The organism is Amycolatopsis sp. NBC_00438, from assembly GCF_036026695.1.
GTDB lineage: Bacteria > Actinomycetota > Actinomycetes > Mycobacteriales > Pseudonocardiaceae > Amycolatopsis.
Genome location: NZ_CP107923.1, coordinates 5,974,463 through 5,992,115 on the forward strand (window position 1 = coordinate 5,974,463; position 17,653 = coordinate 5,992,115).

A 17,653-nucleotide genomic window follows, 5' to 3' on the forward strand; every position below is an offset into this window, starting at 1 on the left:
CGTGCTTGTCGGACGCGCGATCCCCTTCCCGGCCCGAGGATTGGACGCGCAATTGGGACGCTTGTCGGTGTTCACCTTCCAGTACATCGCCATCGACACGGAGGCTGGTGTCACGCCGGAAGAGTTCGAGACCTTCGTGCGCGGCGAAGGCGTTCACCTGCCCTTGTACCCGGGGTGGCGGTGGACTCTGCTGCGCGGGTTGCGCGGAGAACGGACCGGGCAGTACCTGATGTTGTACGAGATCGAGAGCGCCGAGCAGCGCGACCGCTACGTCACGGCCCGGGGTGAGCAGACCGAGCCGGCCCGGCTGTTCTGGGCGCGGCACCCCGAGGCGGAGGCGGTGCTGGCGCGGTGGCGGCGGCTGGGCACGTTCGGTGAGCTGCCGACGTTGTTCACCGACTACCGGCTGCTGGCCGACAACCCGCGGAGCACGGTCACGCCCGGCCCCCGCTACCGCGACCGCCCGGGGGAGGAGCCCGTCGCCCGGGTCGTCGGGATCCACAACCTGGCGTTGCGCGCCGGTGTGACCGAGGAGGTGTTCGACCGCTTCATCGCCGAGAACCACCACCGGATCGACGACTACCCGGACTGGCGGTTCCACGTGCTCAAGGGCGAGCGGGGCAACCTCCTCGACCAGTACGTGATGATGATGGAGATCGCGAGCCTGGACGCGCTGGACGTCTTCTACCCCGAGCCCGACATCGCCACGGGCGAGGCCGCGGAGTTCGCGTCCGCCCACCGCGACACCAAGCAGATGTACGAGGAGTGGAAGCAGCTGGCCTCGTTCTCCGGCTCACCGCAGATCTACACGGACTACCTCGCCGTCGCGGAGAACCCGGCGTAGTCCCGCACGACCGGGACGGGCCCGGAATCAGGTGGTGTGAGGTGGTTGGTGCGGAGCCAGTCGAGGGACCGCCGGCAGCCAGACGTGCTCGGCTGCTCGGTTAGTTCGAGCCGACGAGGACGCGGACGCCTGATCAGCGATCAAGCCACGGAGCCAGCAGCTTCTCCAGGTCAGCGTCCGACAACGCCCGCGGCCCGCCGTGGAACTCGTGCCACCGCGACGCGTCACACGCCGCCGTGTACTCCACCTCGAACGCACGCATCAGAACGTACATAAACGTCACCGAACTGAACCGCTCACCCAGCAACGTCCGCGCCTCGCGCGCCACCTCGGTGGCACCGCGACCGCACACATCCCCGAGCCGAAGCTCGTCCGCAGCCGGATCCAACAGGCTGGGGGCATACATCACGACAAACACTCCATCACAGAAACGAAACTCAACCTTCGGCAGCGAGCTGACCGCAAGCAGCCGCGATCTCCTGGCCGCGCGTGTCACGCACCGTGCAGGCTACGCCGCCGGCATTCACCAGCCGCACGAACTCCCGCTCCACCGGCTTCGGCGACGCGTCCCACTTCGAACCCGGCGTCGGGTTCAACGGGATCACGTTGACGTGGACCAGCTGGCCCAGGTGCTTACGCAGCCGCTTGGCCAGCAACTCCGCCCGCCACGGCTGGTCATTGATGTCCCGGATCAACGCGTACTCAATGGACACCCGACGACCGGATGTGTCCGCGTAGTACCGGGCGGCAGAGAGCACCTCGTCGACCGACCAGCGCTCGTTCACCGGCACCAGCGTGTCCCGCAGCTCATCGTCCGGCGTGTGCAGCGAAACAGCGAGACGCACCTGCATCTTCTCGTCCGCCAGCTTCCGGATCGCCGGCGCCAGACCCACGGTCGACACCGTCACCGAACGCTGCCCGATCCCCAGACCACCCGGCGCCGGATCCGTGATCCGCCGCACCGCGGCCACCACACGCTTGTAGTTCGCCAGCGGCTCACCCATGCCCATGAAAACGATGTTCGACAGCCGGCCGGGACCACCGGGCATCGCCCCGTCGCGCATGACCGCCGCCGCCGAACGGACCTGGTCCACGATCTCCGCCGTCGACAGGTTCCGGTCCAAGCCGCCCTGGCCGGTCGCGCAGAAGGGGCACGCCATGCCGCAGCCGGCCTGGCTCGAGATGCACAGCGTGGCGCGGTCCGGGTAGCGCATCAGGACGCTCTCCAGCAGCGTGCCGTCGTGCGCGCGCCACAGCGTCTTGCGCGTCGCGCCCTTGTCGGCCTCCAGCGCGCGGACCTCGGTCAGCAGCGTCGGCATCAGCTCCTCGACCAGGCGAGAGCGCGACGCCGCCGGGATGTCGGTCATCTCCGCCGGGTCGACCGTCAGGCGCGAGAAGTAGTGGTTCGACAGCTGCTTCGCGCGGAACGGCTTCTCCCCCAGCTCGGCCACCGCGGCCGCGCGGTCGGCCACCGAAAGGTCGGCGAGGTGGCGCGGCGGCAGGCCGCGCTTGGGGGCGTCGAAGACAAGCGGAAGGGCAGTCATAACCCACCCAGTGTCCCACGCGGCATCCGGCACCCCCCAGGCCACCCGGACGGCTGTTCCCCAGGTCACGGCCGAGCGGAAACCCGGCTGCGGGCCACGACGGGTTCTGGGAGGCTCGCCGGGTGAAGATCCTGTTCGCGACCGCGCCCGGCTACGGGCTGACGCTCCCGCTCATCCCCCTGGTCTGGGCCGCGCGGGCCGCCGGGCACGAGGTCCTGCTCGCGACGTCGGCCGAGATGGTCGACGCCGGCGCGCGGGCCGGGCTGCCGACCTTCGACGTCTTCCCGGAGCGGGACGTCTGGACCGACCTGATGGACACCGTCGCCGGTAAACCCGAGGACGAGTTCCCCGAGGAGTACCGGCTGGCCAGGCGGGCGGGCAACCCGTTCGCGTTGTTCACCGTGACCATGACCGAGGGCACGATCGAGGCCGGCCGGCTGTTCGGCGCCGATCTGGTCGTCCACACCTCCGACCACCCCGCCGGGATGCTCGCGGCCGAGGCCCTCGCCGTGCCGGCGCTGGAGGTCGGCAACCGGATCTCGTGGTCGGTGCGCGACGCCAGCTGGCGGGCGGAACACCACGTCTTCGGCGAGGACGAGGTCAGCGCCCTGATGCGGAAGAAGCTCGGGATCGGCGACGCGAAACCGCACCTGCTCGCCCGGGTCGACCCGCGCGCGCCCAGCATGGGCGGGCTGGCCGCCGGCGAGGAGCACCCCGACGAGCGCGACGGCGTCCCGTGGTGGCCGATGCGGTTCGTGCCCTACAACGGCGGCGCCGTCGTCCCGGACTGGGCGCTGCGCCGCCCGGAGCGTCCGCGGATCGCCGTCACGCTGGGCACGGTGGTGCCGGTGATGTCCGGGGTCAGCAGCCTGGCCGTCGTGCTGGAGGCGCTCGGCGCGCTGGACGTCGAGGTCGTGCTCGCCGCCGGGACCGCGGACCTGACCGAGCTCGGCGAGCTGCCGGCGAACGTGCGCTCGGTCGGTTACCTCGCGCTGTCGGCGTTCCTGCCGTCCTGCTCGGCGATCGTGCACCACGGCGGGTCGGGCACCACGGCCGCGCCGCTGTTCTACGGGGTCCCGCAGCTCGTGCTGCCGTCCTTCGCGGACAACCCGCTCTCCGCGCAGCGCGTCGCCGACCGGGGCGTCGGCCTCACCCACGATCCGGCCACGGTGGACGCCGCCACGGTGCGGGCGCTCGTGGAACGGCTGCTCACCGAGGACGGCTTCCCGACGGCGGCCCGTGAGGTCGCCGCGGAGATGGCCGGCCAGCCCGGCCCCGCCGACGTCCTGGCGCGCGCGGTCGCCGCACTGGGCTGACCCGGGTGGGTGAACACACCTGAACGGACCGCCCTAATCTGACCGGGATTCACAGCGAACCGGACGGGCCGTTCGTGAGTCCAAGGACGGACGAAAGAGGTGAGCCCGTGCGGAGCCGTTCCTTCCGGCGCAGTGTCCTGGCCGTTTCGGTGGTGCTGAGCGCCGCCGCCTGCACGACGTCGACGGCCGGTCAGCCCCAGGCGGTGCCGACCGTGACGGCGGCCGCCCCCGCGGGGGACCGGATCGACGTCGGGACCATGCACGTCACGCTCCCGCAGGGCGCGAAGTACACCGCGCACAGCCAGGACGGCCTGCTCGACGGCTGCCTCACCGAAGGCACCGTGGTCTGCGAAGCGCGGCTGCTGGACCTGCGCGAAGCCACTTCGGACCCCAATGCGCCCATCAACCTGCCGAGCGCGAAGCGGCCCTTCGGCTGGTACACCGGCACCGACGTGCCGACGTGCATCACCGCCGCGTCGCCGCCCGGGGAGGCCTCGGTGGCGACGGGCAGCAACCTCGTCGAGTCCGGGTTCAAGCCGGTCGGGACCAAGAACGCGGAGTACGGCGCGTGGCAGGTCAGCTGCGAGGACACGACGCAGAACAACAAGGTCCGCATGTGGTGGCTGCCGACGAGCAAGATCCTCGTCGTCGAGTACGGGTCCTTCGAAGGCTGGGACGCCAAGATGGACACGCTGCTCTCCGGCGCCACGTTCTCCTAGCCGGCCACGTCCAGCGCCGCGCGGATGATCGCGTCGGTGTCGATGCCGTGGTGGCGGTAGACCTCCTCCAGGGACCCGGACTGGCCGAAGCCGGTGACCCCCAGGGTCGCCGACGGGACGCGGTTGATCCCGGCGAGGAAGGCCAGCGTGTGCGGGTGCCCGTCGAGGACCGTGACCAGCGGGCAGGCCCGCGAAGCCGGGAAGACCTGGTCGAGGATCCAGCTGTCGCCGCTCCCCTGCCCGGCCCGCGCGCGTGTCGCCTCGAACAGCAGGCCCGGGCTCGTCACGCAGACGACGTCCGCCTCGACGCCGACCTGCGCGAGCCGCTCGGCCGCCGCGAGGGTGTCCGGCAGCAGCGCGCCCATCGCCGCGAGCGTGACGACCGGCGCGGAAGCCCGGCGCAGCAGGTACGCGCCCGCCACGACCTGGCGGCGACGGCGTTCGCGCGCGGCCGGGTCGGCCGGGACGTCGGCGAGCGTCTGGTCGACCGGACGGGTGGAGAGCCGGAAGTACGACGACGTGCCGCCCGGCTTGCCCAGCCGGCCCAGCGCGGCCAGCAGCGTCCACTCGGTGTCGATCGCGAACGCCGGTTCGTAGCTGACGCAGCCGGGCTGCTCGATGCCGATCGACGGCGTGGTGATCGACTGGTGCGCGCCGCCTTCCGGGGCCAGCGTGACGCCGGACGGCGTGCCGATGAGGATCGACTGGCCGCCCGCGTAGATGCCGAACGACCACGGCTCGAGCGCGCGCTCGACGAACGGGTCGTACATCACGCCGATCGGCAGCAGCGGCTCGCCCCAGCGGCTCCAGGTGGCGCCCAGCTCACCCAGCAATCCGACCAGGTTCGTCTCGGCGATGCCCAGCTCGACGTGCTGGCCGGTGGGCTTCTCCCGCCAGTGCATGATCGTCTCGGGGTCGTCCTCGAACCAGTCGTGGCGCTCGATCGCCGACCAGACGCCGACCTTGTTGACCCAGCCGCCGAGGTTGGTCGTCGAGCTGACGTCGGGGCTGACCGTCACGACGCGCTTCGCCGCTTCGGGTGCTTCGCGCGTCAGGTCGAGCAGGACGCGGCCCAGCGCCGCCTGCGTCGTCGCGGTCCCGGACGGCGTTCGGCCGATGTCGGCCGGCAGTTCCACCGAAGGCACGGCAGGGACGTCCGGCCGGCGAAGGCGTGAAGCGACTTCGGTGCACAACGCGGCTTCGGACGACTCGTCCGCGAAGCCCTGCCACGGCTCTGAAAGATCCGTACCCAGCGAAGCCGCGAGTTCTTCCATCTGCGCCACGGTCAGCAGGGACGAGTGGTTCTGCGGGTGTCCCTGCGTCGGCAGGCCACGGCCCTTGACGGTGTAGGCGAAGATCACCGTCGGGCGGCTGTCCGAAATGGACGCGAAGACCTCGTCGAGCGAGCCGAGGTCGTGCCCGCCGAGGTTGCGGATCGCGGCCAGCAGCGTCTCGTCGTCCAGCGACGAAAGCAGTTCGGCCACCTTGGCGTCGCCCGCCGGCAGCCGGTCACGCAGCTGCGCGGCGTCACAGCGCAGCAGCCGCTGGTACTCGGGGTTCGGCATCCCGTCGATCCGCGCACGCAGCTCCGCGCCGCCGGGCCGGGTGAACAGGTCTTCCAGCAGCCGCCCGTACTTCAGCGTCAGCACCTGCCAGCCGGCCGCGTCGAACATGCCCTGCAGCCGCCCGGCCGCGATGTTCGGCACGACGCGATCCAGGGACTGGCGGTTGAGGTCGACGATCCAGACGATCTCGCCCAGCTCGGCCACGGCCGGGTCGAGGATGGCCTCCCAGATCGCGCCCTCGTCCAGCTCGGCGTCGCCGACCAGGGAGTACTGCCGGCCGGTGCCCGCGTCACGCCCCCGCGTCGTCAGGTAGCGGCGGGCCAGCGCGCCCCAGATCGGGGCGGTGGCGCCGATGCCGACCGACCCGGTCGAGTAGTCCACCGGGTCGGGGTCCTTGGCGCGGCTCGGGTAGCTCTGCAGCCCGCCGAACTCGCGCAGTGTCGGCAGCCAGGCCTCGTCCAGCTCGCCGAGCAGGTAGTTGATCGCGTGGAGCACCGGCGACGCGTGCGGCTTCACCGAGACGCGGTCCTCGGGGCGCAGGTGCCGGAACCACAGCGACGTCATGATCGAGACCAGCGACGCGCACGACGCCTGGTGCCCGCCGACCTTGAGCCCGGACGGGTTGGGCCGCACCCGGTTGGCCTGGTGCACGATCGCGGTGGCGAGCCACAGCACCCGCCGTTCGATCGCGGCGAGCTCGGCCGAGCCGGTCGCCGGAGCGGTCGGGGAGGTCTGGGTCATCGTCGACACCTTTCGTGCAGGAAGCGTCACCAGGACAGCACTGGCAGACGCATCGCACAACCGATGCCGCGCGGACTGCGCAGAATGCACGCCGCCGGGGGACGGCTCAGGTCTCCGGCTGGGCAGAATGCACGCGCTCCAGCAGCGGCTTCAGCCGGTACGGGACAAGCTCCCGCATGACGAGCGAGATGTTCGTCCGCTCGACACCCGGCGAGGCGAGGATGTGCCCGGCGATCCGGTAGAGGTCGTCCGCGTCGACGGCGACGACCTGCACCATCAGGTCGCTCGCCCCGGTCAGCCCGCAGACCTCGGTCACCTCGGGGATCACGGCGAGGGCGTCGGCGATCTCGGCCAGGCGCCGCTGGTCGACCTGCGCGTTGACGAACGCGCGCAGCGGGTAGCCCAGCCGCGCCGGGTCGATGCGGCGCTCGAACGACTCCAGCACGCCGCGCTGTTCCAGCCGCGCGAGCCGGGCCTGCACCGTGTTGCGGGACAGGCCCAGCCGCTCGGCCAGCGCGACCGCCGTCGACCGCGGGTCCGCGCCCAGGGCCAGCAGGAGCCGCGCGTCGATCTCGTCGATGGTGTCGGGCACGCCGCCGATCTTCGCAGACCGTCGTGAGCGGTGTCACGGGCAGGCGGTTGCCATCCGACTGTTTCCGATATATCGTGAACGTGTCGCAACAGTTCGAGAAAGGAACACGACATGCGTAGGCAACGGCACCCCTTCACCCAGGAACACCCCTTCGCCCGTGAACGCGGGCGCACTCCCTTCGGTGGCTTCGGCGACTTCCCCCCGGGCTTCGGCCCCGGTGGCGGACGCGGCCGAGGCCACGGTCCGGGCCGGCGAGGCCACGGCGGCCGTCGCAGCCGGCGCGGTGACGTCCGCGCCGCGATCCTCGCGCTGCTCGCCGAGCAGCCTCGGCACGGCTACGAGATCATCCGCGAGATCGGCGAGCGCTCCGGCGGCTTCTGGCGGCCGAGCCCCGGCTCGGTCTACCCGACGCTGCAGCTGCTGGCCGACGAAGGCCTGGTCATCGGCAAGGACGAGCACGGCAAGAAGCTCTTCGAGCTGACCGACGCCGGCCGCACCGCCGCCGAGCAGCAGGACAGCACCCCGCCGTGGGAGCAGATCGCGCAGGACGTCGACCCGTCCGAGGTCGGACTGGCCAAGGCGGGCAAGAACCTCGCCGCCGCCGTCGTGCAGATCATGCGCGCGGGCTCCGAGAGCCAGCAGGCCCGTGCGGCCGAGGTGCTCAACGACGCCCGGCGCTCGCTCTACGGCATCCTCGGCGAGGACGAGGACGAATCCTCGGCTCCGTCCGAAGAGACCGCGGAGTGACCAGGCAGGACGAGGCCGGTGGGCTTGACCCGCGTGTGCACGCGGTAGCCCACCGGCAGCGTCAGGTCGGTCTCGCGATTCCCGTTACGCTGCAAGGACTTCGCGATCGCCTGTTCGGCGATCGGTTTGCTGAACTCGATCTTCAGCACGGCTTCGAGGTCCGCGGCAGTCGCGAAACGCCACTCGGTGGCGACCCGGCGGCACGCGAACCCGGCGCGGGCGAAGAACCGTTCGACCGCGACCGGGTCGTAGTGCGGTAGGTCGGCGCGCATCCAGCCGCCGTAGGGCTCGCTGGTCGCGTCGAGGTCGACGATGAGCACCACCCCGCCCGGCCGCAGCACCCGCTCGGCCTCCGCCAGCCCGGGCTCGCACCCGGGCCCGAAGAAGTACGCGGTGCGCGCGTGCACGACGTCGACGCTCGCGCTGCGGACCGGCAGCCGCTGGGCCCGGCCCAGCCGGACATCCACGTTCTCCAGGTCCTTCACCCGCTTCAGCGCGTCCCGCACCAGCGGCTCGTGCGGCTCGATCCCGAGCACCGACCGGGCGTCCCGCGCGAACCACGGCAGGTGGTAGCCGTCACCGCAGCCGACGTCCAGCACGTCCCGGCCGGCCCAGTCGTACTCCCCGCGCAGCGCGCGCCAGATCTCGCCGCCGCTGTCCTGCGCCCGGTTCTCCAGCTCGTAATCGGCCTGGTAGTACCAGATGTTCGGGCTCGGCACGACCTCCGCGCGCCGGGACGAGAACCGCACCGCTGCTCCTTCCGGGGCCTACTTCGCCGGCAGTGATCCTCCGGCGACGAATTCTTGGCGGAAACCTTACGGATCACGCCTAGAATTCGGTGGGTCTCGGGAGGAGCACTACATGGCATTCGGCCCGCCCAGTACGCCGTCCCCGGTCCCGGCCGGAATTCCGTGCTGGATCGAACTCGCCTGCCGCGAGCAGGCCGTCGTGGAGAGATTCTACGGCGATCTCTTCGGCTGGATGTACGCCACTCAACGGGATCCCGCGACGTCCGACGGACGTTACGCGATCGCGACGCTCAACGAGCTCCCGGTCGGCGGGCTGTACCGCGCCGCCCAGGGCGCGCCGTTGGGCTGGATGCCGCACATCTCCGTGCCGCACACCGCGAGCGCGGCCGAATGGGTGGAACACCTCGGCGGCCGCCTGACGCTCGGCCCGATGCCGATCCCGCAGCGCGGAACGATCTTGCACGCCTACGACGCGTGCGGCGCGCCGGTGGTGTTCTGGGAGGTCCCGCCGGACTGGGAGTTCGTCACCGGGATCCCCAACACCTTCAGCGGCGCGGACCTCAACACCCACGACGGCGTCGCGGCGGATCACTTCTACACCAAGCTGTTCAACTACTCGAGTCACCAGATCGGCGACGGTGAATCGCTCGACTACGCCGAATGGCTCATCGAGCACCAGCCCGTCCTGTACCGCTACGTGATGGGCTCGGAGTACACCCTCGACACCCCGCCGCACTGGCTCGTGTACTTCGACATCGACCCGGCGCGCGGTGTGGACGCCGTCGCGGGCGAAGCGCTCATGCACGGTGGCACCGTCGTGATCCAGCCCTACGACACCCCGTTCGGCCGGATGGCGATCCTCGCCGACCCGGAGGGCGCGGTGTTCGCCGTGATCGACCACTCGCGCATCGCCGAAGGCTGGGGCCGCGCCGAAGTCGACGACCCCTACGACGACTGACGCCCGAGCAAAGCCAGCACCACCACGAGCGCGTAGCCGCCCGCCACCAGCCACATCCCGGTGGCGGGCAGCAGCGCGCCGACGAGCGCGACCCCGATCGCGCCGCCGGTCTGGCGGGACGCGTTGAGCACGCCGGCGGCGAGACCGGCCTTGTCCGGCAAGGAGTTCACGGCCAGCGACGTCATCGCGGGCATCGCCAGCGAGCAGCAGCCGAAGACCAGCGAGACCAGGACGAACGCCACGAGCGACCGGTCCGCGGGCAGCAGCGCGAAGCCCGCCGACCCGGCCAGCCCGGCCAGCGCGCCCGCGATCATCGGCACGCGCGGGCCGAGCCGCCCGGTGAGGCGTCCGCTGAAGAACGCGTTGAGCCCCACCGCCATCGTCAGCGGCACCATCGCGAGACCGGCCGCGAGCGCACCCAGTGACCAGGCCCGTTGCAGGTACAGCGCGAGCGCGAAGAGCGTGCCGTAGAGGCAGAAGTTGAACAGGCCGCCGATGCCGGTCGCCACCGCGAAGTTCCGGATCTTCAGCACACCCAGCGGCAGCACGGGATCGGGCACCCGCCGCTCGACGCTCACGAACACCACCCCGGCCACCACTCCCCCGGCGATCAGCGCCAGCGTCGCCGGCGCCGTCCACCCCGCGTGCCCCGACTCGATGAACCCCGCGACGAGACACGCCAGCGCCGCCGTCCCGGTCAGCTGCCCGGCCAGATCCAGCCGGGTCGACGCGTGCCGCGGAGGCTCGGCGACCGCCCGGCGCGTCAGGACGATCGCGACGATGCCCACCGGGACGTTGACCGCGAACACCAGCCGCCAGTCGGCGAGGCCGACGGCCAGCCCGCCGAGCACCGGCCCGGCGGCGAGACCGACGCCGCTCATCCCGCCCCACACGCCGAGCGCGCGGACCCGCTCCCGCGGGTCCGGGAACTGGTGGACGATCAACGCCAGCGACGACGGCAGCAGCGCGGCCGCGCCCGCGCCCTGCACGGCCCGCGCGGCGATCAGCCAGGCGGCCGAGCCCGCGAGCGCGCAGGCGATGCTCGCGAACACGAAGACCGCGACCCCGACCTCGAAGACACGTCGCGACCCCCACCGGTCGCCGGCGGCGCCCCAGGTGAGCAGGAACGCGGCGAGCGTCACGGTGTAGGCGTCGACCACCCACTGCAGCGCGGCGGTCGACGGCTCGCCGAAGTCGGCGCCGATCGCCGGGAGCGCGAGGTTCACGATGGTCGCGTCGAGGGTGATCATCAGGAAGCCCAGGCAGACGGCGGTGAGCGCGAGCTTGGCCGGGGCGCGGGTTTCGGTGGGCATGCCCCGAGTCAAACCCCCGGACACTTCGGTGGTCCACGAACCATCGCCTACGTCTGGTAGGCGGAACCTCCCACCGCAGGTCTACCGTGCCGTCATGGAACTACGGCAGCTCCGGTACTTCCTGGCGGTCGCGGAGGAGCTCCACTTCGGCAGGGCGGCCGAGCGGCTGCACATCGCGAGCCCGTCGCTGTCGCAGCAGATCAAGAAGCTCGAACGGGACCTGGGCGCGGCTCTGTTCGTCCGCGACCGGCGGCACGTCGAGCTGACCCGGGCGGGAGCGGCGCTGGTCGGCGACGCGCGGCAGATCCTGGAGCTGGCCGACGCGGCCGCGCGCCGGGTCCGCGGCACCGCGCGGACGAAGCTGCGCCTCGGGCACGTGAGCTGGCTGCCGGCCGAGCTGACGCAGCTGCTCGGCGACGTCGTCCGGCTCGACGAGTGGGTGCTGCCGTCGCACACCCAGGTCGTCCGGGTCGCCGAAGGAACCCTGGATCTGGCGCTGGCCTGGGTGGACACCGGGCGTCTTTCGTCCCTCGACCTGGTCGCGCACCTGGTGCGGATCGAGACACTGCCCGCGATCCTGCCGGGTGACCACCGTTCGGCGCGGGCCGAGGTGGTGCCCGCGCCGGCGGTGTCCGTGCTGGTGGATTCGGACCAGTCGTCGTGGCTGGCGTGGAACGAATTCGCGCTGGAATACGCGGCGGCGAGCGGCGCCCGCGTCGTGCACATCGACGACGGCGGCGTCACCGGGCAGGCGTTCTTCGACCACGTGACGCGGCTGCGGGTACCGGTGCTGCAGTCGCCGAAACGGCACACGGCGCCGTTCCCGCCGAGCCTGGTGCGGCGCCCGATCGGCGCCCCGGGCCCGGGCTGGACGTGGTCACTGGTGCACCGGCGCGACGACGACCGGCCGGAGGTCGCCCAGGTCGTCGAGCGGGTGCTGGGCCTGCGGGCGACGATGCGCTGGGACGAGCCGGGCGCCTGGTTGCCGGCGACCGACCCGCACCGCGCGTCAGCCCAGCGGCACGAACGCCGAGAGCAGCAGCCAGGACACCACGGCTGAAGGCAGCAGCGAGTCGAGGCGGTCCATGATCCCGCCGTGCCCGGGCAGCAGCGTGCCCATGTCCTTGACGCCGAGGTCGCGCTTGATCAGCGACTCGACGAGGTCACCCAGGGTCGCGGTCAGCACGATCGCGACGCCGAAGATCACGCCCTGCCAGACGTGGCCGTCGAGCAGCAGGCTGAGCGTCAGCACGCCGGCCACGACACCGCCGACCACCGAACCCGCGAAGCCTTCCCAGGTCTTCTTCGGGCTGATGCTGGGCGCCATCGGGTGCTTCCCGCCGAGCACGCCGGCGATGTAGCCACCGGTGTCCGAGGCGACCACGCCGATCAGGAAGGTCAGGACGCGCCCGACGCCGTCCGAAGGCGGCACGAGCATCGCCGCGAACGCGCCGAACAGCGGCAGGTAGGCGGCGGCGAACGCCGACGCGCTGATGTCGCGCAGGTAGCCCTTCGCGCCGCCGGGCAGCCGCCAGAGCAGGCAGGCGAGCACGGTGAGGACGAACGCCGTCAGCGCGCCTTCCCGGCCGAACGGCCAGGCCAGCCAGATCATCGCCTGCCCGCCGACCAGCACCGGGATCACGGCGATCCGGGTGTCGGCGACTCGGCGCAGCACGCCGGCGAACTCGAAGGTCCCGACCGCGATGGCGACCGCGATGATCCCGATGAAGATGAAGCGCACGGTGAGCAGGGAAACGATGATCGCGGCCCCGAGCAGCAACCCGACCCCGATGGCCGCGGGCAGGTTCCGGCCGGCCTTGGAGCCCTTCTTGGCGTCGGGCGCCGCAGCGGCTTCAGCCGACGCGGCGGTCCCAGCCTCGGCAGCACCGTTCGGCCGCGCCGATCCCCGGGAGGCTGCAGCGGCCGACCCGGCTCCGGCCGAATCCGCGGATCCCGGTGCGGCAGCACCGTTCGGCCGGGCCGATCCCGGCGCCACGACCTCAGCCGGTCGAACCGGTTCCGGCGAAGCCGCCCCGGCTGCCGCCCCAAGCTCGTTCGGCTCGCCCGATACTGCTCCGGCAGTCCCGGCCGACTGAGCCGATCCCGGCGCCGCCAAGCCGTTCGGCTGAGCCGATGCCGCCCCGGCAGTCCCGGCCGGCTGAGCCGATCCCGGCGCCGCCGAGCCATTCGGCTGAGCCGATGCCGCCCCGGCAGTCCCGGCCGGCTGAGCCGATCCCGGCGCCGCCGAGCCATTCGGCTGAGCCGATGCCGCCCCGGCGGTCCCGGCCGGTCGAGCCGATTCCGGCGAAGCCGCCCCGGCCGGCACACCATTGCCGGCCGGTCGAGCCGATCCCGGCTCGCCGGACGTGGCCGATTCCGGCGTCCCGGGACCGGCGACCGGTTCTTCGCCGGTGCCGTCCACCCGGTCCTCGCGTTCCTCGCTCACCTGTGCCATCAGACCTCGAGCAGCTCGGCTTCCTTGTGCTTGACCAGCTCGTCGACCTTGTGCGAGTACGTGTCGGTGAGGTTCTGCAGTTCCTTCTCGGCGCGCACGACCTCGTCCTCGCCCGCTTCGCCGTCCTTGCCGATGCGGTCGAGCTCTTCCTTGGCCTTGCGGCGGATGCTGCGGATGGTCACCCGCGCGTCCTCGCCCTTGCCCTTGGCGACCTTGACCATCTCCTTGCGCCGCTCCTCGGTGAGCTGCGGGATGACGATCCGGATGACCTGGCCGTCGTTGCTCGGGTTGACCCCGAGGTCGGACTCGCGGATGGCCTTCTCGATGGCGTTGAGCTGGGTCTGGTCGTAGGGCTTGATCAGCGCCATCCGGGCTTCCGGCACGTTCACGCTGGCCAGCTGGTTCAGCGGCGTCGGCGCGCCGTAGTACTCGACCACGATCCGCGAGAACATCGACGAAGTGGCCCGGCCGGTGCGCACCGACGTCAAGTCGTCCTTGGCGACGGACACCGCTTTTTCCATCTTCTCCTCGGCATCGAGGAGGGTCTCGTCGATCACGGCTACTCCCGTTGTTGTGATGGTGTGGCGCCTGGCTGATCCCAGCAGGTCTAGGCAGGTACCCCGTCGGCGGGGGTACAGACCAGGGTCCCGATTCTTTCACCACTCACCGCGCGAGCGATGTTCCCCTCGGTGAGCAGGTTGAACACGATGATCGGCATGTTGTTGTCCATGCAGAGGCTGAACGCCGTCGCGTCGGCGACCTTGAGGTCCCGCTCCAGCACCTCGCGGTGGGTGATCTCGCGGAACATCTCGGCGGTCGGGTCGCTCTTCGGGTCCGCGGTGTAGACGCCGTCGACGGCCTTCGCCATCAGCACGGCTTCGCAGCCCAGCTCGAGCGCCCGCTGCGCGGCCGCCGTGTCGGTGGAGAAGTACGGCATGCCGACCCCGGCGCCGAAGATCACGACGCGGCCCTTCTCCAGGTGCCGCTCGGCGCGGCGCGGGATGTAGGGCTCGGCGACCTGGCCCATCGTGATCGCCGTCTGGACGCGGGTGGGCAGGCCTTCCTTCTCCAGGAAGTCCTGCAGCGCCAGGCAGTTCATCACGGTGCCCAGCATCGCCATGTAGTCGGCGCGGTCGCGGTCCATGCCGCGCTGCGACAGCTCGGCGCCGCGGAAGTAGTTGCCGCCGCCGATCACGACGGCGACCTGGACGCCGGTGCGGGCGACGTCGGCGATCTGCTGCGCGACCGAGTGGACGACATCCGGATCGACGCCGATCGAACCGCCACCGAACATCTCGCCGCCCAGTTTCAGCAGCACCCGCCGGTAGCCACCTTCGACCCGGTCACCCATCTATGTCGCCTCCTAGGCCGTTCGGCCCTCGAAAAATCTTCTTCTGGACCCGACAGTGCCCCGTCCCCGATGGACGGAGACGGGGCACTGGGGATGAAACCTACGCCCGGACCTGGCCTCAGGCCTGGCCGACCTCGAAGCGGGCGAACTTCGTGATCGTCACGCCGGCCGCGTCGAGCAGGGCCTTGACGGTCTTCTTGTTGTCCTTGACCGACGGCTGCTCGAGCAGGACGTTGTCCTTGTAGTACGCGTTGACCTTGCCTTCGACGATCTTCGCCATCGCCTGCTCCGGCTTGCCCTCTTCACGGGCGGTCTTCTCCGCGATGGAGCGCTCGTTCTCGACGATCTCGGCGGGCACCTCGTCGCGGGTCAGGTACTTCGCGCGCAGCGCGGCGACCTGCATGGCGGCGCCGCGGGCGGCCTCGGTGTCGTCACCGGTGAACTCGATGAGCACACCGACGGCCGGCGGCAGGTCCGAGCCGCGGCGGTGCAGGTAGTTCGTGGTCTGGCCCTCGAAGGACACGACGCGGCGCAGCTCGAGCTTCTCGCCGATGCGGGCGGACAGCTCCTGCACGACCTCGTTGACCGTCTTGCCGTCCAGCTCGGCGCCCTTGAGGGCGTCCACGTCGCTGGTCTTGAGGGTCTTCGCGACCTCGACGATCTTCGCGGCGAGCGCCTGGAACTCGGCGTTCTTCGCGACGAAGTCGGTCTCGGAGTCGAGCTCGATCAGGACGCCGCCTTCGCCGGCGACGAGGCCTTCGGCGGTGGCGCGCTCGGCGCGCTTGCCGACGTCCTTGGCGCCCTTGATCCGGAGGAACTCGACGGCCTTGTCGAAGTCGCCGTCGTTCTCCTCCATCGCCTTCTTGCAGTCCATGAAGCCGGCGCCGGTCATCTCGCGCAGGCGCTTCACGTCAGCGGCGGTGTAGTTCGCCATTCTGCTAAATCCGTCCTTTTCAGGTACGTGAAATCCTTGGGGGGAGCGACGTCCGTGCGGCCGGGCCGGGATCCGGCCCGGCCGCACGGACAGCGGTGGTTCAGGAGGAGGCGGTCGCCTGCTCGGCCTCGGCGGGGGCCTCGGCCGGCGTCTCGACCGGAGCGTCGACGGCCGCGGCCGCCTCGGTCGCGTCGGCGGCGGCGGTCTCGGAGCCGGCGAGCAGCTCCTTCTCCCACTCGGCCAGCGGCTCGTCGGTGGCGACACCCGGCTCCGGCTTGGAGTCGGCCGAAGCACCGTTGCGGCTGGACCGCTGCATGAGACCGGCGGCCGCGGCCTCGGCGACGACCTTGGTCAGCAGCGCGGCCGACCGGATGGCGTCGTCGTTGCCCGGGATCGGGTAGTCGACCTCGTCCGGGTCGCAGTTGGTGTCCAGGATCGCGACGACCGGGATGTTCAGCTTGCGAGCCTCGCCGACGGCGATGTGCTCCTTCTTGGTGTCGACGATCCACACGATGCTCGGCACCTTGGCCATGTCGCGGATACCGCCGAGGGTCTTCTCGAGCTTGTCCTTCTCGCGGGTCAGCGTCAGGATCTCGCGCTTGGTGAGACCCTCGAAGCCGCCGGTCTGCTCGCGCGACTCGAGCTCCTTCAGGCGGAGAAGACGCTTGTGCACGGTCTGGAAGTTGGTCAGCATGCCGCCGAGCCAGCGCTGGTTCACGTAAGGCATGCCCACGCGCGAGGCTTCGGCCGCGATGGCTTCCTGAGCCTGCTTCTTGGTGCCGACGAACATGATCGTGCCGCCGTGCGCGACGGTTTCCTTGATGAACTCGTACGCACGGTCGATGTACGTCAGCGTCTGCTGCAGGTCGATGATGTAGATGCCGTTGCGCTCGGTGAAGATGTAGCGCTTCATCTTCGGGTTCCACCGACGGGTCTGGTGCCCGAAGTGGACGCCGCTGTCGAGCAGCTGCTTCATGGTGACGACGGCCATTGCCGGAATCAACCTCTTCTGTGTCGTGCGCGCCGGAGCCCTGGGACCCTGCCGCGCTACTCGGTTTTGTCGCTCACGGCCGGGAGGCCGCTCGCCCTGGTGCTCGTGCCGGTGTCCGGACCCTGAAGCGAAGGACTTCAGGGACCGCCGAACACCGTGCGACTCGCCCCGGCAGGAATGCCAAAACCGGGGGAACGCGCACGTGCACGCGAAGTCAGCCCGCTCACGCGGACCGCGGAAAAGATTCTACCCCCTGCCACCAGCCCCTCCCCCACCGGCGGCCACCGCCGGGCCGGGTTGTCCACAGCGGGGTGAGTTGTCCACAGATTCGGGCATCGCGCCCCAAGAGGCCCGAGGGTGCCGCAGGCTGGACAGGTGGAGTTGATCAGTCGGTTCAGACGGGTGGTTCCGGGTCGTGGCGCAGGGCTGTTCACCCTGGTCACGGCGGCTTTCGCGGGCGCTTTCGCGAGTGCCGCGGTACTGGCGGCCGGGCCGCTCGGCCCGGCCCCCGCCAGGCCGAGCATGGCCGGCGCGACCTCCGCGAGCGCCAGGGAGTTCGCGGCGGCGACCGGCGTCGGCTCAGTGGACGTCGCAGGGCGTGCGAGGCCGACTGCCCCTGACTCAGCCGAGGCCGCGGAACCCGCGGAGGCGGCCGGCCCCGGCCTCGCAGACGCGGCGGCGGGGACGACGAGCCTGCCCCTCGCGAATCCTGCGGCCAACGCGCCGAAGGTGACCCGATTGGCTCTCGCAGGTGTTGCAGCCAACGCGCCGGAGGCGAGCCCCTCAGCTCTCGCGAATCCTGCGGCCAACGCGCCGGAGGTGACTCGCTCGGCC

Annotated in this window: 17 protein-coding genes; 6 read left to right on the forward strand and 11 right to left on the reverse strand. The window is 71.1% G+C overall.

Annotation, left to right across the window (positions count from 1 at the left end; genetic code table 11):
• The first annotated feature begins 52 nt into the window (after positions 1-52).
• Positions 53-844: a hypothetical protein gene (locus OG494_RS26515; protein ID WP_328443216.1), complete on the forward strand. Its 792-nt coding sequence runs from the start codon at positions 53-55 to the stop codon at positions 842-844.
• Positions 845-977: 133 nt separating this feature from the next.
• Here OG494_RS26515 and OG494_RS26520 read toward each other — a convergent pair whose 3' ends face one another.
• Both OG494_RS26520 and rlmN read right to left on the reverse strand, forming a co-directional pair.
• Positions 978-1,250 (reverse strand): hypothetical protein, encoded by a 273-nt coding sequence (locus tag OG494_RS26520; RefSeq protein WP_328459029.1) that lies wholly within the window; start codon positions 1,248-1,250, stop codon positions 978-980.
• 31 nt (positions 1,251-1,281) lie between these two features.
• Entirely contained in the window at positions 1,282-2,388 is a 1,107-nt protein-coding gene (gene rlmN, locus OG494_RS26525; protein WP_328459030.1) for a 23S rRNA (adenine(2503)-C(2))-methyltransferase RlmN, read from the reverse strand.
• Positions 2,389-2,510: 122 nt separating this feature from the next.
• Between rlmN and OG494_RS26530 the strand changes: the two genes are divergently transcribed.
• A complete protein-coding gene (locus OG494_RS26530; protein ID WP_328443217.1) occupies positions 2,511-3,704 on the forward strand; it encodes a nucleotide disphospho-sugar-binding domain-containing protein in 1,194 nt (397 codons plus the stop codon).
• 107 nt (positions 3,705-3,811) lie between these two features.
• On the forward strand, positions 3,812-4,423 hold the full coding sequence (locus OG494_RS26535) for a hypothetical protein (RefSeq protein ID WP_328443218.1): 612 nt from the start codon (positions 3,812-3,814) through the stop codon (positions 4,421-4,423).
• Here OG494_RS26535 and OG494_RS26540 read toward each other — a convergent pair.
• Together OG494_RS26540 and OG494_RS26545 are read right to left on the reverse strand one after the other, a co-directional pair.
• Positions 4,420-6,729, reverse strand: coding sequence for a transketolase-like TK C-terminal-containing protein (locus tag OG494_RS26540; protein ID WP_328443219.1), 2,310 nt, complete (start codon positions 6,727-6,729; stop codon positions 4,420-4,422). The genes OG494_RS26535 and OG494_RS26540 overlap by 4 nt on opposite strands.
• A gap of 106 nt (positions 6,730-6,835) precedes the next feature.
• Positions 6,836-7,321 (reverse strand): Lrp/AsnC family transcriptional regulator, encoded by a 486-nt coding sequence (locus OG494_RS26545; RefSeq protein ID WP_328443220.1) that lies wholly within the window; start codon positions 7,319-7,321, stop codon positions 6,836-6,838.
• A gap of 111 nt (positions 7,322-7,432) precedes the next feature.
• Here OG494_RS26545 and OG494_RS26550 point away from each other — a divergent pair, with 111 nt between their 5' ends.
• Complete coding sequence (locus OG494_RS26550; RefSeq protein ID WP_328443221.1) at positions 7,433-8,068, forward strand: PadR family transcriptional regulator; 636 nt, start codon at positions 7,433-7,435, stop codon at positions 8,066-8,068.
• On the opposite strand, the gene OG494_RS26555 is transcribed toward OG494_RS26550, so the two are convergent.
• Entirely contained in the window at positions 8,005-8,817 is an 813-nt protein-coding gene (locus tag OG494_RS26555) for a class I SAM-dependent methyltransferase (protein ID WP_328443222.1), read from the reverse strand. The two genes, OG494_RS26550 and OG494_RS26555, sit on opposite strands and share 64 nt — an antisense overlap.
• A 112-nt stretch (positions 8,818-8,929) precedes the next feature.
• Here OG494_RS26555 and OG494_RS26560 point away from each other — a divergent pair, with 112 nt between their 5' ends.
• The gene (locus tag OG494_RS26560; RefSeq protein ID WP_328443223.1) at positions 8,930-9,775 is read left to right on the forward strand and encodes a VOC family protein; all 846 of its coding nucleotides are present in this window, start codon (positions 8,930-8,932) and stop codon (positions 9,773-9,775) included.
• Here OG494_RS26560 and OG494_RS26565 read toward each other — a convergent pair.
• Positions 9,763-11,088, reverse strand: a complete 1,326-nt coding sequence (locus tag OG494_RS26565) for an MFS transporter (protein ID WP_328443224.1) — start codon at positions 11,086-11,088, stop codon at positions 9,763-9,765. The genes OG494_RS26560 and OG494_RS26565 overlap by 13 nt on opposite strands.
• Positions 11,089-11,182: 94 nt before the next feature.
• Here OG494_RS26565 and OG494_RS26570 point away from each other — a divergent pair, with 94 nt between their 5' ends.
• Positions 11,183-12,148 carry a LysR family transcriptional regulator gene (locus OG494_RS26570; RefSeq protein ID WP_328443225.1) on the forward strand — a complete coding sequence of 322 codons (966 nt, stop codon included), beginning with the start codon at positions 11,183-11,185 and terminating at the stop codon, positions 12,146-12,148.
• Here OG494_RS26570 and OG494_RS26575 read toward each other — a convergent pair.
• From OG494_RS26575 to rpsB, 5 genes are all read right to left on the reverse strand, one after another.
• Entirely contained in the window at positions 12,098-13,084 is a 987-nt protein-coding gene (locus tag OG494_RS26575) for a phosphatidate cytidylyltransferase (RefSeq protein ID WP_442874281.1), read from the reverse strand. The genes OG494_RS26570 and OG494_RS26575 overlap by 51 nt on opposite strands.
• Positions 13,085-13,542: 458 nt before the next feature.
• Positions 13,543-14,100: a ribosome recycling factor gene (gene frr / locus OG494_RS26580; RefSeq protein ID WP_247062391.1), complete on the reverse strand. Its 558-nt coding sequence runs from the start codon at positions 14,098-14,100 to the stop codon at positions 13,543-13,545.
• Positions 14,101-14,150: 50 nt separating this feature from the next.
• Positions 14,151-14,894: a UMP kinase gene (pyrH, locus tag OG494_RS26585; protein ID WP_247062389.1), complete on the reverse strand. Its 744-nt coding sequence runs from the start codon at positions 14,892-14,894 to the stop codon at positions 14,151-14,153.
• Between the two features lie 118 nt (positions 14,895-15,012).
• Entirely contained in the window at positions 15,013-15,828 is an 816-nt protein-coding gene (gene tsf, locus OG494_RS26590; RefSeq protein ID WP_328443226.1) for a translation elongation factor Ts, read from the reverse strand.
• A gap of 100 nt (positions 15,829-15,928) precedes the next feature.
• The gene (rpsB, locus tag OG494_RS26595) at positions 15,929-16,819 is read right to left on the reverse strand and encodes a 30S ribosomal protein S2 (RefSeq protein WP_326947179.1); all 891 of its coding nucleotides are present in this window, start codon (positions 16,817-16,819) and stop codon (positions 15,929-15,931) included.
• Positions 16,820-17,653 lie beyond the last annotated feature (834 nt).